At 44.0% G+C, this 15,083-nt stretch carries 12 protein-coding genes and 1 riboswitch; of the genes, 6 read left to right on the top strand and 6 right to left on the bottom strand.

What is annotated here, in order from left to right:
- Positions 1-126 precede the first annotated feature (126 nt).
- The 4 genes from mukB to cmoM form a co-directional block, all read right to left on the bottom strand.
- The gene (gene mukB / locus AACU28_RS14155) at positions 127-4,587 is read right to left on the bottom strand and encodes a chromosome partition protein MukB (protein ID WP_121603092.1); all 4,461 of its coding nucleotides are present in this window, start codon (positions 4,585-4,587) and stop codon (positions 127-129) included.
- Positions 4,584-5,390, bottom strand: coding sequence for a chromosome partition protein MukE (gene mukE, locus AACU28_RS14150; protein ID WP_121603091.1), 807 nt, complete (start codon positions 5,388-5,390; stop codon positions 4,584-4,586). The genes mukB and mukE overlap by 4 nt, the downstream gene beginning before the upstream one ends.
- Entirely contained in the window at positions 5,371-6,708 is a 1,338-nt protein-coding gene (gene mukF / locus AACU28_RS14145) for a chromosome partition protein MukF (RefSeq protein WP_017055049.1), read from the bottom strand. The genes mukE and mukF overlap by 20 nt, the downstream gene beginning before the upstream one ends.
- 125 nt (positions 6,709-6,833) lie before the next feature.
- On the bottom strand, positions 6,834-7,619 hold the full coding sequence (gene cmoM, locus AACU28_RS14140; RefSeq protein ID WP_065676977.1) for a tRNA uridine 5-oxyacetic acid(34) methyltransferase CmoM: 786 nt from the start codon (positions 7,617-7,619) through the stop codon (positions 6,834-6,836).
- Between the two features lie 115 nt (positions 7,620-7,734).
- Between cmoM and elyC the strand changes: the two genes are divergently transcribed.
- Positions 7,735-8,589, top strand: coding sequence for an envelope biogenesis factor ElyC (gene elyC, locus AACU28_RS14135; protein ID WP_121603090.1), 855 nt, complete (start codon positions 7,735-7,737; stop codon positions 8,587-8,589).
- A 208-nt stretch (positions 8,590-8,797) separates the two neighbouring features.
- On the opposite strand, the gene torR is transcribed toward elyC, so the two are convergent.
- The gene (gene torR, locus AACU28_RS14130) at positions 8,798-9,511 is read right to left on the bottom strand and encodes a two-component system response regulator TorR (RefSeq protein WP_004736453.1); all 714 of its coding nucleotides are present in this window, start codon (positions 9,509-9,511) and stop codon (positions 8,798-8,800) included.
- A 285-nt stretch (positions 9,512-9,796) separates the two neighbouring features.
- On the opposite strand from torR, the gene torD reads away from it, so the two are divergent.
- The 5 genes from torD to AACU28_RS14105 all read left to right on the top strand — a co-directional run bounded on the left by torD (position 9,797) and on the right by AACU28_RS14105 (position 13,942).
- On the top strand, positions 9,797-10,444 hold the full coding sequence (gene torD / locus AACU28_RS14125) for a molecular chaperone TorD (RefSeq protein ID WP_004736450.1): 648 nt from the start codon (positions 9,797-9,799) through the stop codon (positions 10,442-10,444).
- A gap of 316 nt (positions 10,445-10,760) precedes the next feature.
- On the top strand, positions 10,761-11,765 hold the full coding sequence (purR, locus tag AACU28_RS14120; RefSeq protein ID WP_017078168.1) for an HTH-type transcriptional repressor PurR: 1,005 nt from the start codon (positions 10,761-10,763) through the stop codon (positions 11,763-11,765).
- Positions 11,766-11,935: 170 nt separating this feature from the next.
- A riboswitch (cyclic di-GMP riboswitch) is annotated at positions 11,936-12,021 on the top strand.
- A gap of 127 nt (positions 12,022-12,148) precedes the next feature.
- Positions 12,149-12,739, top strand: coding sequence for a TfoX/Sxy family DNA transformation protein (locus AACU28_RS14115; protein WP_004736448.1), 591 nt, complete (start codon positions 12,149-12,151; stop codon positions 12,737-12,739).
- 134 nt (positions 12,740-12,873) lie between these two features.
- Entirely contained in the window at positions 12,874-13,554 is a 681-nt protein-coding gene (locus AACU28_RS14110; RefSeq protein ID WP_004736447.1) for a TVP38/TMEM64 family protein, read from the top strand.
- A gap of 70 nt (positions 13,555-13,624) precedes the next feature.
- The gene (locus AACU28_RS14105) at positions 13,625-13,942 is read left to right on the top strand and encodes a putative signal transducing protein (protein WP_017078165.1); all 318 of its coding nucleotides are present in this window, start codon (positions 13,625-13,627) and stop codon (positions 13,940-13,942) included.
- A 139-nt stretch (positions 13,943-14,081) separates the two neighbouring features.
- Here the strand turns inward: AACU28_RS14105 and AACU28_RS14100 are convergent, their stop codons facing one another.
- Complete coding sequence (locus AACU28_RS14100) at positions 14,082-14,879, bottom strand: alpha/beta fold hydrolase (RefSeq protein ID WP_004736445.1); 798 nt, start codon at positions 14,877-14,879, stop codon at positions 14,082-14,084.
- Between the last annotated feature and the right edge of the window lie 204 nt (positions 14,880-15,083).

The following is a 15,083-nucleotide window of genomic DNA, read 5'->3' as shown; positions in this document are numbered from 1 at the left end:
TCAAGGTACAAAAAAGCCCCTAATCATTAGGGGCTTTGAACAAATATCATTGAGTCGCTTTCGAGCTTATAGCTAAGCTATCAAGGTTATAACACAGCTATCAAGGTTATTGCTCGGCTATCAAAGTTATTGCTCAGTTTCTTCGATAAGCTCTTGCACCGGAGATGCTGGTTTGTTTTGAGCAAAACCGCGCAGGCCAACAACGTGTACGTGTTCGTGGTCTTTGAAGACCTTACGAACCAGTTTGTAGGTTGTACCTTTCTCTGGGCTAATGTTTTCAGGTGCTGCAATCAGAAGTTGCATACCCAAACGGTCACACAGTTCAAACAGCGTAGAGATCGATTTAGAATCCAGACGTGCTGCTTCATCAAGGAACAACAAACGACATGGAACGATGTCTTTACTACGAAGTCGACGAGATTCCTCTTCCCAGCTCTGAATAACCATCAATAGGATTGACTGACCCGTACCGATCGCCTCACCCGTAGACAGTGCGCCCGATTCAGCTTGTAACCAACCATCTGAACCACGGTTAACTTCAACACTCAGCTCTAGGTAGTTACGGTAATCCAGTAGCTCTTCACCAAGAACTTGCGGAGAACGTTGACCCATATCGATATGCGGGTTCACTCGTTGGAACAACTTCGCCATCGCTTCTGAGAAGGTAAAGCGCGTTGATTCAAACAAGTCTTTGTGTTGCTCTTGCTGAGTCGCTAGCCCTGATAGCAAGATCTCGTGGCTTTCACGGATCTTAACGTTCAGACGTACGCCTTTAACCTGACCAAAGTAAATGTTAGACAAACCTTGGTTCAGCATTCGAATACGGTTCTGCTCGCGCTGAATCGTTTTCTTGATGATGCTTGCTACAGACTCAGAGCTGATTGCTAGGCGATTTTCACGCTGCGTCAGTTCTTCTGTTAGTCGAGCTAGCTCAACTTCCATCTCTTCGATTGCTTCAACCGGATCATCCGTGTGAATAATGTCTTGGCGAATACGCTCACGAAGGTGTTGGTAAACCGCAATGTAGAACAGTACTTTACGCTCTGGATGCGCGTTGTCTTCAGATAAACGCAGCGAATCACGCAGGTCGTCATTGTCGGCTACCGCCAGACGTAGCGCACCCAGTGATTTATCCGACATAGAGCGAAGCTCGCCCGCCGTTAGATAAGCCAGTTCACGTTTATGCAGACGACGTTCAACGTCATTCTCACGAGCTAAGCGAAGTACTGAACACCAGCCTGCTTTTGCTGCAACAACGAAGGTACGAAGCTCTGTGTACTCTTTTTGAACTTTCTTAAGACGCTTAGCCAATGCTTTCATCTCAAGTTCAGTTGATGTAATGGTACGCTCGTATTCGCTCTTACGGCTGCGAGATGTGTGCAAACGCTCTTGAAGCTCGTCACGACGACGTACAGCACGCTCTTCAGCGCCTTCATCAGCATTGACACCAAACTCTTGCAGCTCTTGTTTGAACTCTTGAACCGTTTCTTGCTTCGCTTGATGTGAGCTCTTCAGTGCTGCCAATACTTGGTTGTATTGGTTCATCTGTTCGCGAGCTTGCTTGAAGCCATCACGGCCTTTGGTTCTTGCTTGTTCTGCTTGCACCAACTTCGCTTTCAATTGCTCGCTCAGTTCGCTGCTCTTGTTTAGAAGATCAACAGAATCCGCATAGGCAAAGTAGTGACGACGTTCAATCAAGTCAGACAGAGCAAACACTTTACCTTTCAGGCTTTGTAGAGCTTGGTCAGCTTGTTGGTATTGTGCTTCTAGTGTCTCGAACTGTTCAGGGTCTGCGTCTAGTGCAGAAACAATCTGCTCTAACGAAGCAAGTGCTTTGCCATGGTTGTTCAAGTACGACTTAGCTTCGCTCAAGCGCTCTAGTTGCGCTTCTAATTCAGCTAGGCGTTCAGCCAATGTTTCGTCTTCTAAAATACGAACCATTGGTGCTAATTTGTCTAGCGCACCCAACGCTTGTTTACTCTGTTGTAGCTGACTACGTTGCTGTTGCTCTTTAGAATTTAATTCAGCCAAAGAACGTACAATCTGGTTACGCTTGTCACGAATAGACACTAGTGCCTGTTCAGGGTCAGCGTTAAACGCAACGTGTAGGTGCTTAGCAACAAAGCTATTGAAAGCTTGGTATAGGCGATTCAGCTTTTGTGCATCAAACGCCGCTTTCGCGTGATTTTCCACAACAACATCACGCTCTTCACGCAATTTCTCTAATCGTTGTTCACGAGCCGCACGGCCAAACAGAGGGATCTCAGGGAAACGAGAATAACGCATTTGGCGATCGTTCAGCTGAACACACACCGCGCCCTCTAACTCATCAGCATTGAATGAGCTGTCATCAAATGCATCGACATCGCCTTCAAGGATGTAAAGGTCATCTGGACAATCATCAAGATCCACCAGCTTCTCTTTAATACCATCAAGATCAGAGACCACAATCGCATGACGAGCAGGACCGTACATCGCACTGAAATATGGCGCATCACCAATGGTAATGTCATCGTAAATCTCAGAAAGCAGAACCCCACCAAGCGTATCCGCTAAACCTTTCAAACGAGGATCGTTAGAACCACCCGGAGAAGCTAAGCGTTCAATCTCTTGCTCAAGTTGCGCACGACGAGTCGCTAATTGATCTTTCGCGACCGCTTGAGATTTTTCGTCTTCAAGCACTTGCTGCATTTGAGTCATTACTGCTTGGCTATCTTCTAGCTCAGCGTCTGTTTGATCTCTTAGTGCTTCAAGTGCATCGTTCGCCGTGATCCACGCTGGAGCAATAGACTCAAGTTTTTGAATCTCTTGGTCGTGGTTTTGTTGCACACGACGTTGCTCACTCTTCGCTTCACGCAGCTCTTCTTGAGCGTACTCAAGAGACTCGATCTGCATTGCATGGCGTTCACGTTCTTCATCGAAAACCGCTTCGTCAGTCAGTGAGATGTTGTGTTGCTTTTGGTATTCAGTCGCAAGCTCTTTTGCTTGACGCTGCTGCGCCACATCACGAGCCATGTCGCGGTGCTGAGCACGCCATTGTTGTTCGTTTTCAACAACGTGTTTTGCGTTACGGCCTTTTTCTAAAGCTTGCTTAGCACTGTTAGATGCTTCTTTACGCTCAACGTCACCAACGATGCTTTTAACAAGAGCGAGCGCTTTGTCGAACTGCGCAGACGCAGCAGAAGACATGTCTAGTTTATGCTTAGTCGACAGTAACGTTTGAGTGCTTGATTCTTCTTGTGCTTTTAGCTCAGAAACCAGAGTTAATGCGCTTTCTGCAGTAATAGACTCATCACCAAGTAGCTGCTTAGTTTTCTCTAATGCTTGAACCGCTTGTTGGTATTGAAGCGCACGAGTCTGCTGAACATCCAACGCTTGTTGGTAGTCAGCAAGCTGAGTTTTCAGGCTATCCACTTCTTCTTCAGTAATGGTTGCCTGCTCTTCAGCAAGAAGTACTCGCTCTTGAGCTTCTTCAACTACCATCATCTGTTCTTCTAGACGCTCATTAAGCTCTTCTAGATCTTCACTGTAGCGAGCAATTTTATCTTGCTGACGAAGTGCAGTTTGAACCAATTGAAGATGATCCGAAGCCGCTTGATAATCTTGCTCTAGTGCCGATTCTTGATCGACCAACAGCTCAAGCTCTTCTTGAACGCGGTTCAACAAGTTGTTTTGATCAAGCAAGGTTTCGCGAGAACCAAACAGTTCACCACGGAATTTCATAGTTTGATCAAGCTTGTTGCGACGATCATTGGCATGGCGCATGTAATCTGCTGCCACGTAGTTCGTAGATTCAGTGATCAAGTGCTTGAACAAGTCACGATCCGACTGAGTCGTTTTGATCGCTTCTAGCGTCATGCGGTTTTCACGCAGTGCTGATTCCATGTCTTGGAATGCTTTCTTCACGCCACCATTTTGCGGTAGAAGGTAATCACGCAGAGAACGCGTAATCGCACTAGAAATACCACCGTAAAGTGATGCTTCAATTAAGCGGTAGAACTTAGAACGGTCGCTGCTGTTACGCAATTTCTTCGGTACTACACCGTATTCAAACATCTGCGAGTGGTAATCAACAATCGAAGAGAAGGCTTTGAAATGTGCGCCTTCGTATTGCGCTACCGCCGCTTTCACGTCATTCAACTGACATACACGTGCGTGGCTGTCTGAAACATTCTGAATCAATACATCCGTTGGTTTCACATGGCTTGGAAGGCCTTGGATAACGAACGGTTTGATGTCGACTTTCTTATCACGACCCGCGACTTGCTGCAGTTTTACTGCAAACAATAGGCGTTGGTTACGAGAGTTCACAACATCTAGCGCGGCATAACATGCGCCTGGCTGAAGCTTACCGTAAAGGCCTTTATCACGAGATGACTGCGAGCTACCCGCTTCCGTTGTGTTACGGAAATGCAGAAGGCTTTGGTCAGGGATCAGTGCTGTGATGAATGCCGCCATTGTGGTCGACTTACCTGCACCGTTACCGCCAGAAAGCGTTGTAACCAATCCATCAATATCAAAAGTACGCGCAAAGAAGCCGTTCCAGTTGACCATGGTTAATGATTGATACTTACCTCTTTCAATCATGCTTCACCTTCTACTTTTGTTTGTTCGCCATCGTTTGACTCAAGGTCAAAGTCAGCTTGATCGTTAAAAATGTCTTGTTGACCGTTTTCGTCTACGTCTGAAACGACTTCTGATACAGCTTCCGCTTGTTCTTCATTCAACAAGCTACCTTGGTTAGGCTCTTGGGTATGAACCACAGCTTCACCATCACGGATAAGACGTAATTGCGCTTCTTTCATATCGTCGCCAACACGAACGTCGGCGCCAAAACGGAATACCGCTTCGCTGATACGGAACTTGCCAGTTTCACCAATCGCAATCAACATGCCGATACGGCGTAAACGACGTAAAGAAGTGCGTACTTTTTCGAAGAGCTTTTCTTTATCTAAATCAGAACCAGACGCACGGTTGGTTGCTAGCTTCATGAGTTTTTTCTCATCCGCTAACGACATCAATTCATCAAACAGTTCTTGATTGGTGAAGATACCTTCATGAGCCAGACGTTCTGGGCTTAGGTATAAGAAACACAACACTTTGCCAACCAACATGTCGAGCTCAGACAACACACTACGACCAATCAGAGACGTAGAACGCGGACGCAAGTAAAAGAAACCTTCCGGCGCTTTTACCAGTTCCGTATTGTAGCGTTGATAGAAATGCTGAAGCTCAACTTCAAAATCAGACAGCAACGCGTGGTTATCTAAATCTTCTGTTGAAACATGCTTACCTGAACGCAGCATGCTATCTAGCGCAGGGAACAGTGGGTTCGCTATCGCTTTTACCAGTTTCTCTGGCATGTAATCATCAGTACTTGTTAATGACATTTGCTTGTACCTTTGCACCGAAATCGTTGATTGCCTGCCAATCTGGCTGAATAGCCTGATAGTCAGACTCTGAGTAACCTAAGCGTACGGCTTGGTCGACAACAATTCTGGCTAAATCAAAATGGTGTGTGCGAGGGTGTGCAGCGAGGTAATCGCGTAACACAAGGCCAAGATCAATTGGCGCGCCTTGCTGTTTGTGAGCTTTTAACATCTCTGCAATTCGATCTGAAAGCAGGTCATTCACTTGCTCAAATTCTTCGTACTCTACGTCGATTGGTGCTTGTCCCATCACTTCGTCATCACGAAGCACGAGCGCTTCATCACGAAGATCCGTCAGCTTCTCAGCATCGGCGTAGGTCAAAAGCCAAGGCGCATCAAAGTAGTCGGTAACCGACTGACGCAAGCGTTGGCTAAAGGCACGGTTTTTATCCATATCAATCGCGGTACGGATAAACTTGTGAACGTGGCGGTCGTAACCGATCCACAAATCGATCGCTTGCTGACCCCAACTAGTGATTCGGTCAAGCTTCATCTGCAAGCCGAATAGGGTTTCGCCAACGAACTCGAGTTCATCGTCACCGTAAACAATTTCTTGAATATCGAGGATCTGTGTTTGCAGTTCATCACCCGCCGCTTGCAAGGTGTCTTGCAATTCTTTCAGCGTGGAAGAGGTTTCTGAAAGCAAGGTTTCACAGTTGTTAATCGCCTCTCGCCAATCCTTGTTTAAAAGGTCGGCAATTTGCTGTTTAACGGTTTGCTGCTGCTCATCCATAACACGTTGGTTAAGATCAATCTGATCGAAAATTTCACCAACAGAATACTTGAGCACGCCGTAAACATTCTTTCTCCAATGCCCTGGAGTTCCGCCTTTTTGTGCAGCTTCAATGGCTTTTGCCATCTCGTCCGCAACCATAGAAAGCTGGATAGACAGTTTCAACTTAGAGAACTGACGGTGGCGTAAATAATAATCTGAAATACCAATCGCCAATGGTGATAAGCGATAAATACTCGCACCATCGGTGATTTCGCTGGTAAAGCGGCTAATCAACTTCTGTTTAACTAACTCGTTGATGGCATTGTTGGCACGAAACGCAGACGCTTCGCCAGTATCTTCAAACAGTCGAGTGACGATGGTAAATGCATCGTGCAGTTCACCCTCGCCCAACTCTTCATCGAACCTTTCATTGCTTAGTACTGCGATAGCAATCAAAAATGCTAAGCGCTCTGGTGGCAAGTTTAATGAAAAATCATGCTGCTTGACCCAGCCCACCAACTCATCAATTGGCTGCTCTTCGGCAGTTTGAGTCATTTCACTCATTGTGGTTCCTGTTACTGTTCTTCGTCATATCGAATGTAATAGATATGACGCCTATTTCTTTATGACGCGGGCTTGTTACGATTGCATAGCGCATGTTGTGGCTTCTTTTACCACATTCACCGCTGTTATTGCGCAGGTTTTTGAGCCCAAACGTGAATATAACGGCCTAGTGACAGATATGGCTCTTGGCGACATAGCTGTTTTTCCAGTTCCAATACATCTTCAAATTGGTAATCGCCCATGTACTCCATATTACCTATGTAGTCACTGAAAGAGCGAATGCCTGATTTACCACAGATTTCTAGACCAGCGTCTTCTATCCATTGATAAACCTCTTCCGGCTTCAAGCCTTTTTGTGGTTGCAGCTTAAACCGTTTTCGATGTGGCATCCCATTCAATACATGAGGAATGTTGCCACAAATCACATTTTTCAGGACTAATCCGTGGTGGTTGTAAAACATTATCGAGGCAACGCCACCCGGTTTAACTTGTTCAAGCAATAAATCAAGTGCCTCTTTAGGGTCGGCTAACCATTCCATTACGGCATGAAACATCACAAAATCGACTTTTTCATCGAGATGTTCTGCGACTTTTTGTACTGGTGAATGAATAAATCGATATTGCTCTAGCAAACCCGCTCCGCTGATACTTTCTTCTGCGAGCTTCAACATTTCAGAAGAGAGGTCACAAAGAAAAACGTTATGCCCAAGCGCGGCAATTTTTTGCGACATCTGCGCAAGTCCGCCTCCAGCATCAAGCACATGCAGCGGCGAAGCTGATTGCTCAAATTTGCTCAAAGCTTGTTCTAAATCTTCCCATACGATGATCTGACGGATCTCTCCTTTGTCAGAGCCGTAAATATTTTTTGCAAATTTGTGGGCAATATCGTCGAAATTACGGTCTTCAGTCACGGCTACTTGAGTTATTATGTCCTATCGTGCCTGCTATTCTGTCACAGGAATTTCAGGAATAAAGAGGCGATGTCTCTTTTTACTACTAAGTGATGTTTTTTCGGACTATTCGGATATGTTTGAGCTGAAAAAAGTAGTGTCTTCGCTATTGATGCCACTGCCAGCAATGTTAATTCTCGCTTTTCTGGGTTTAGCCCTAGTGATGTTTACTACCAAAAGGAAGACTGGTTGCCTAATCACCCTTTCAGCCCTATGTGGTATTTTCCTAATCGCTTTCCAACCAGTTTCTAGTCAACTTTTAATGCCAATGGAAAGGCAACACGCCGCATTTTTACCTGTCGATGAAACCGTCGATTACGTGATGGTTCTCGGAAGTGGTCACGTCGTAGACGACCAAATCCCACCGACATCAGAACTTAGCCGCACCGGCCTGATGCGTTTAAGTGAAGGGATTCGTATTCTACGTCTTTACCCTGGTGCAAAACTCATTTTGTCTGGCTATGGCGCAGGCACTGAAGTAAGTAACGCAAGAATGATGGCCAAAGTTGCGTTGGCTCTAGGTGTCGCAAAGCCCGATATCATTCTGCTTGAAACAGCGAAAGACACATGGGAAGAAGCCCGACAAGCCGCTGCATTCGTTAAAAATAAAAGAATGGTACTGGTAACTTCCGCTAGCCATATGACTCGCGCATTGAATGAATTCCATGCAGCTGGCATGAAGCCATTACCAGCCCCAACCAATTACCTTGCACAAGAAGGGATTGTTGAACCTTGGAATAAGTACATGCCTAAAGCTCTTTACCTTGAGCAAACTGAGCGTTACTGGCACGAAACAATGGGGTTGATGTGGCAAAGCCTGCGTGATTGGCTTGATACAAGCAATGACACCGTTGAAGAACCCATTGTTGTTCCTGAAACATCTCGCTTAGTTGAAGATGACGGTGGTATTTCTGCGGCGCAGCCTCAATAAAATCAACCGAATCAGTGAACTGAATTTTATCAGTAGACATAGTCTTATCTGTAGACTCGGCCAGATAGGCAAAACTGATTAACCAAGTAATTTGCAGGTTTCCAGTTCGTAAACAGTAAAAGCTAAGCAATAAAAAAGCCGAGACATCAATGATGTCTCGGCTTTTTACGTTTAAATATCGTTGTTGATTAGTCACTCCCGAAGGAAATCAATCACCAGCGAACATGTAACCTTCACCGTGAACCGTTACAAAAATTTGTGGATTCTTAGGGTCAAACTCCATCTTCGCACGCATACGACGGATTAACACATCGATAGTTCGATCGTTTGGAGCATCCACTCGGTGACTGATCATATTCAGAATGCGTTCACGACTTAATACCTGGTTAGGATAAGAAGATAGCGCAACCAACAGTTCATATTCAGCTTTAGTCAGTTTTACTGGTTCGCCGTTTTTGCTTAGCGCACGACGAGGGATATCAAACGTCCACTCACCAAAACGAACCACAGATTCGTCTTCAGTCTCTTCAACCTTACCTGCTGCTGTTTTACGAGCGGCAGAAATGCGCCAAAGTAGGTTTTTAACTCGAACCAATAACTCGCGAAGTTCGAAGGGTTTAGTAACGTAATCGTCAGCGCCCATTTCAAGGCCAACGATTTTGTCGATGCTATCCGTGCGTCCAGTAACTAAAATAATTCCAATGTCTGATTGACTGCGTAATTCGCGAGTTAGCATCAATCCATCTTCGCCTGGTAAGTTGATGTCCAGCATAATGAGGTCAACGTTGTTTTCTTCTAACACGTTTCTCATTTGAGCGCCGCTTTCTGCTTCGCTTACTGTGTAACCTTCGTTCTGGAAGTATCCAACCAGTTTACTGCGGGTTACCACATCATCTTCTACGACTAATACGTGATAGCTCATCTACACCACTTTTCTTATTTAATAGTTTCAGTGACTATTCTATTCATAACTCGTAACAATTCTAGTGGTACACAAGATAAAAGCCAGAAACATGGATCTTTTTTGATACAAGACAATCTTAAACCTTGCTATTTATCGTCCATCGCAATTCAATATAGGCATTACTACTAACGAGTAACTTTGCGTTTCGCAAATAACCTTGTTATTCAGCCTTGGTGTGCTTATGCACTAGTGACTTCAAGATGTATATAAGTAACACCACAAGACTAAATCAGGATCTAAGAAATGAAAGATACGAAAGCGTTCAACGAGCAAAGAGCAGAAATATACTGGTGGCTATCAAGCTTATTCGCTAAAGAGATCACTCAAGAAGAACTCGATCACTACCACTCTGTTGAAATTCGTTCTTTCCTAACTGGTTTAGGCGAAAATGAAACACTAAAGCCAGCGATCGATAGCCTAGTGGATGCGCTAAACCGCCTACAAACGCGTGAAGATGCTCAACTAGAATTGTCTGCAGACTTCTGTGACTTATTCTTAAAAACAGATAAGCATGGCGCACTTCCTTACGCTTCTATGTATATCGGTGAGACTGGCCTTTTGAATGATAAGCCAGCAAAAGATATGGAAGAGATCATGGCTAAGCACAACTTAGTGGTGAACCAAGACCTAAAAGAACCCGCTGACCATATCGCTATCGAACTCGACTTCCTTGGCAATTTGATCATCCGTTCTAATGAAACGGAACTTGAAGAAGAGCTAGAAAAATCGTTCATTGTTCAACAGCAATTTATCGAGCAACAACTTCTTACTTGGGTACCAAAGTTCAACGTTAAATGTCATGACGTTGACGAATTCGGTTTCTACGCATCAGTCTCATCTCTGCTACTTGCATTCTGCAAATTGGACACCCAATACCTCGCTGGTGAATAAGCTTATTGGATGACTCGTTAAATAAATTCAGAAGAATGTGACAATTCACCCGGAAATCCGGGTGAATTTTATTGCGAGTAATTTCTAGTCAGTCTAAAATTGTGACCGCAAACGATAAAATATGAAACATTCACGAAATGCTATGCTTATTATAGTTTTGAGCATTTCGGTGTTAAGACAAGCCGCTCAATAGCGGTTTTTTGTTTTTTAGCACTTTAGTACCCAAAGAGCCCTACAAAATTAAGCTCTTAGTTAGGTAGCTTAACGGCTACTTTATTCCGTACTTTGGGAAAGTAGCTTCTAATAGGATAAAACCATGGCCACTATAAAAGATGTCGCTCGCTTAGCAGGCGTATCAACAACAACCGTTTCTCACGTAATCAACAAAACTCGCTTTGTTGCAGAAGCGACGCAAGAAAAAGTAAATAAAGCCGTAGACGAACTGAACTATGCACCAAGTGCCGTTGCTCGTAGTTTGAAGTGCAATACAACCCGCACTATCGGCATGCTAGTTACTCAATCAACTAACCTATTCTTCTCTGAAGTTATCGATGGTGTTGAAAGCTACTGCTACCGTCAAGGCTACACTTTGATCCTGTGTAATACGGGCGGTATCTATGAGAAGCAACGTGACTACATTCGAATGCTTGCAGAGAAACGTGTAGATGGCATCTTAGTTATGTGTTCTGACCTAACTGAAGAACTGAGAGGCATGTTAGACCGTCACGCTGACATCCCTAAAGTGATTATGGATTGGGGCCCTGAGAGTTCTCAAGCAGATAAGATCATCGACAACTCTGAGGAAGGTGGTTACCTAGCGACCAAATACCTCATTGATCACGGTCACTCCAAGATTGCTTGTTTAAGTGGCCACTTAGACAAAGCGGCATGTGTTGAACGCATCGCGGGTTACAAACGCGCACTCAACGAAGCTAAGATTGCTGCCGATGATAACATGATCATTGAAGGTAACTTCGAGTGTGATACTGCGGTTCTTGCTGCAGAGAAAATCATTAAGATGGTAGATCGCCCAACGGCAGTATTCTGTTTTAACGACACGATGGCACTCGGCCTAATGAGCAGACTGCAAGAGAAAGGAATTCGTATCCCTGAAGATATTTCAGTGATCGGCTATGACAACATCGAGCTGGCTGAATACTTCTCTCCGCCGTTAACAACGGTTCACCAACCCAAACGTCGTGTTGGTAAGAACGCTTTCGAAATTTTGTTAGAACGCATTAAAGATAAAGACCATGAAAAGCGTGTGTTCGAAATGCATCCTGAAATTGTTGAGCGAAGCACAGTTAAAACGTTAAATTAATTGATAAATTCAGTTTAATATAATTAAGCGCACCTTTAGGTGCGCTTTTTTTATCAACAACATAAATGAACCTGGTATCATACTGGAAAGATCATTAATTGAAGCAATATCACATTTTGAAATAACAAGTGTGAGCCTCATTCAACAAAAACTTTATTCTATTCAATCAGTCACGCACAGGGCAAATCACTTGAAAGAGTGAGACGCAAAGCTTCCGGCCTAAACCACTCGTTGGTATGGTAGCGGGGTTACCGATGGCAAAATGCAGTAACTACTAATAATTTAGTAATTTACGGCTAATTGACAATTTAATTGCAACATTTTGCTAATCTCTCGGACCTGCTTATTTGGTGGCGTAGTTCAAATACACCGAGATAAATAACATGGATAAACCGATACTAAAGGATTCAATGAAATTATTTGAATCCCTAGGAAAAATAAAATCACGCTCGATGTTTGGTGGCTTCGGTCTTTTTGCTGATGACACTATGTTTGCTCTGGTTGTAAATGACCAGTTGCACATACGAGCAGACAAATGCACAACAAAACAGTTCGAACAACAAGGGTTTCAACCGTACGTCTACAAAAAACGTGGTTTCCCTGTCGTTACTAAATATTTCGCTTTACCCGAAGGCCTGTGGCAAGACCAAGAGAAAATCTTGCAGCTTGCAACGACGTCTCTGGGCTTTGCTAAAGAAGAAAAAGCTGAGCAATCTTCAGCTAAGCCTACTCGACTCAAAGATCTGCCCAACCTTCGACTCGCCACTGAGCGTATGTTGAAAAAAGCAGGGATCGATTCCGTAGAACGTTTATATGAATCTGGCTCTGTAAACGCATTTAACGCCATCAAAGAATCACATGCGTCTTCTGTCAGTATTGAACTACTTTGGGCGTTAGAAGGCGCGATCAATGGCACACATTGGTCTGTTATACCGCAGCAGCGTCGTGAAGAGCTTATCAATCGCGTCAATTAACATTGTCAGTGCAATCTATATACATAACTAAGCCGCATTTACTGCGGCTTTTTTTATATCTGCTGAAAGTTAATCTATGCTTTGCCTGTCTATCTATACTAATGGTATACATTGAAAATTTAGAGGAAGTATCAATGAGTAAGAAAATGATATTGGGTATTGTGTTGGTCGTAACCATCGTCTTGTTAGGCGTCAATTTCGGCCAATACCTAACGCTTGAAAATGCCAAGGCCCAACAAGCCGTTTTAAATGACTACATTGATAGCAACTTCATTGCTGCCGCTGCTATCTATTTTGTCGCGTATGTAATGATTACTGCTTTCTCCATTCCTGGTGCCGCTGTTGTGACCCTATTAGGGGCCGCGCTATTTGGCTTCTGGAACAGCTTGCTGCTGGTATCTTTCGCGAGTGCGATCGGTGCGACCTTAGCCTTCTTAAGTAGCCGTTATCTTTTACGTGACTGGATCCAAACCAAATTTGGTGACAAATTAGCAACGATTAACAAGGGCGTTGAAAAAGACGGAGCATTTTACTTGTTTTCTCTGCGTCTGATTCCTGTATTCCCATTTTTCCTTATCAATCTGTTGATGGGTCTAACACCGATGTCCGTGAGTCGTTACTACATTACGAGTCAAATAGGGATGTTACCGGGTACCGCTGTTTTCTTGAATGCTGGTACTCAACTCGCGGAAATTGATTCACTTTCGGGTATCGTGTCCCCTTCAGTACTATTGTCATTTGCCTTACTGGGTGTATTCCCAATCATTGCTAAATGGTTGATGAATAAATTTCGCTCAGCACCTGTGGCTGAATAACGTCTATAACTGAATAACGTATACTTATAATAGCTAAATAATGCATATAGCCAGATAAGGTTCTATCTCAATGAAAATCTTCAGTGCATCGAATCCGACAGAAGCCCACATCATCTGTGGATTGCTAGAAAGTGTGAATATTGCGTGTGAAGTTCGTGGTGAAGGGTTATTCGGTTTGAAAGGGGAAATCCCATTTACCGAAGAAACTGACCCTTACGTATGGTTATATGAGCCAGAATTGGCGAGCAAAGCCCGGGCAGTTGTTAATGACTACCAGAAACAGCAAGATTCGATCATTTATGAAGAGTGGCGTTGCGGAGAATGCCATGAAGTCAACGAAGCACAATTCGGTTCTTGTTGGCAGTGCGGTGCTGCTTCACCTGAATAGCAGGTTTTGAAAGGTGAAGTGGCTCCAACGGCCTTATATAACAACTCGGTCAGATACCTCCTCCAAATAAAAACGGGAAGCTAAAATTAGCTTCCCGTTTTTATTTCAATTCTATTCGAGCATCTGTTCTGCTAAAGAATCACTGAATCTGCTTTTGAATAAAAGCGATAGATCGTTGATTGAATTCTTCAGGGTTTTCTACGTTGCACACATGCCCACAGTTGGCAATTTCTACCAACTCACTCGACTTATGCGCTTCTACCATTTCTTTTACTGGCTTGATGAACATGTAGTCGCGCTCGCCCATCAAATACAAAGTTGGAATCGGCAATTCTCGGTCTTTGAAGTACTTCATCAATGGGTTCACATCAGCCGTAAGGATAAACCAGCGTTTAAACTCTTTTTGGCACAGCTTTTTGGCTTCGCGTATAAACAGGTGACGTGATTCTTTTTGGCTTTTTTGTGGCATCACAACGTAAGCAAAAAGGCTGTATAACCACATATAAGGAATGATGTGCTTACTCAAGTTACCCAACTTGATTAAGACTTGAGAGCGAGTGTTGAGTTTGGTCACGGCACCACCTAGCACCATTGAACGTACTCGGCCAGCCGCTAGCTCTGCGACATTACGGACAATAATCGTGCCCAAAGACATGCCTACAAAGTGTGCAGAACGGATTTTCAGATGGTCTAACACCTTAAGAATATCGAGCGTTACCGCTTTGAACGTATAACGATTCGAAATCAGCTCTTTGAGGATGTTGTCTGATTTACCATGCCCTCTCAAATCAATGAGAAGCAAGTTGAAGTGCTGTTTATACGCTTTGATCTGCTTAAACCAAATGGAGGAACTGCCTCCTGCGCCATGCACAAATACAACCCACTCATCGCTCGTAGGGTGAGTAAATGTTTTATGAAATAGTAAACTCTCAGACATACCTATCGCTTTAATTATTGGAATGGAGCTCTGCCTCATCACAAGGCGATGGCTAAGGATATCACGCAATCAAGAAATTTAAGTGATAATAGTGTCAAACCTAACATTAGTCATGTGAATACCTACCCCACCTTTTCTACCTGACTAAAATGAGTTTGCAAGTTTTCTCTTCCTAAACGTGATGTGATCTGACCAGAAAACAAA

The organism is Vibrio sp. SBT000027 (assembly GCF_963894355.1).
GTDB classification, from domain to species: Bacteria; Pseudomonadota; Gammaproteobacteria; order Enterobacterales; family Vibrionaceae; genus Vibrio; species Vibrio splendidus.
The sequence above is the reverse complement of the archived record's forward strand: the minus strand, read 5'-3'. Positions and strand labels throughout refer to the sequence as shown.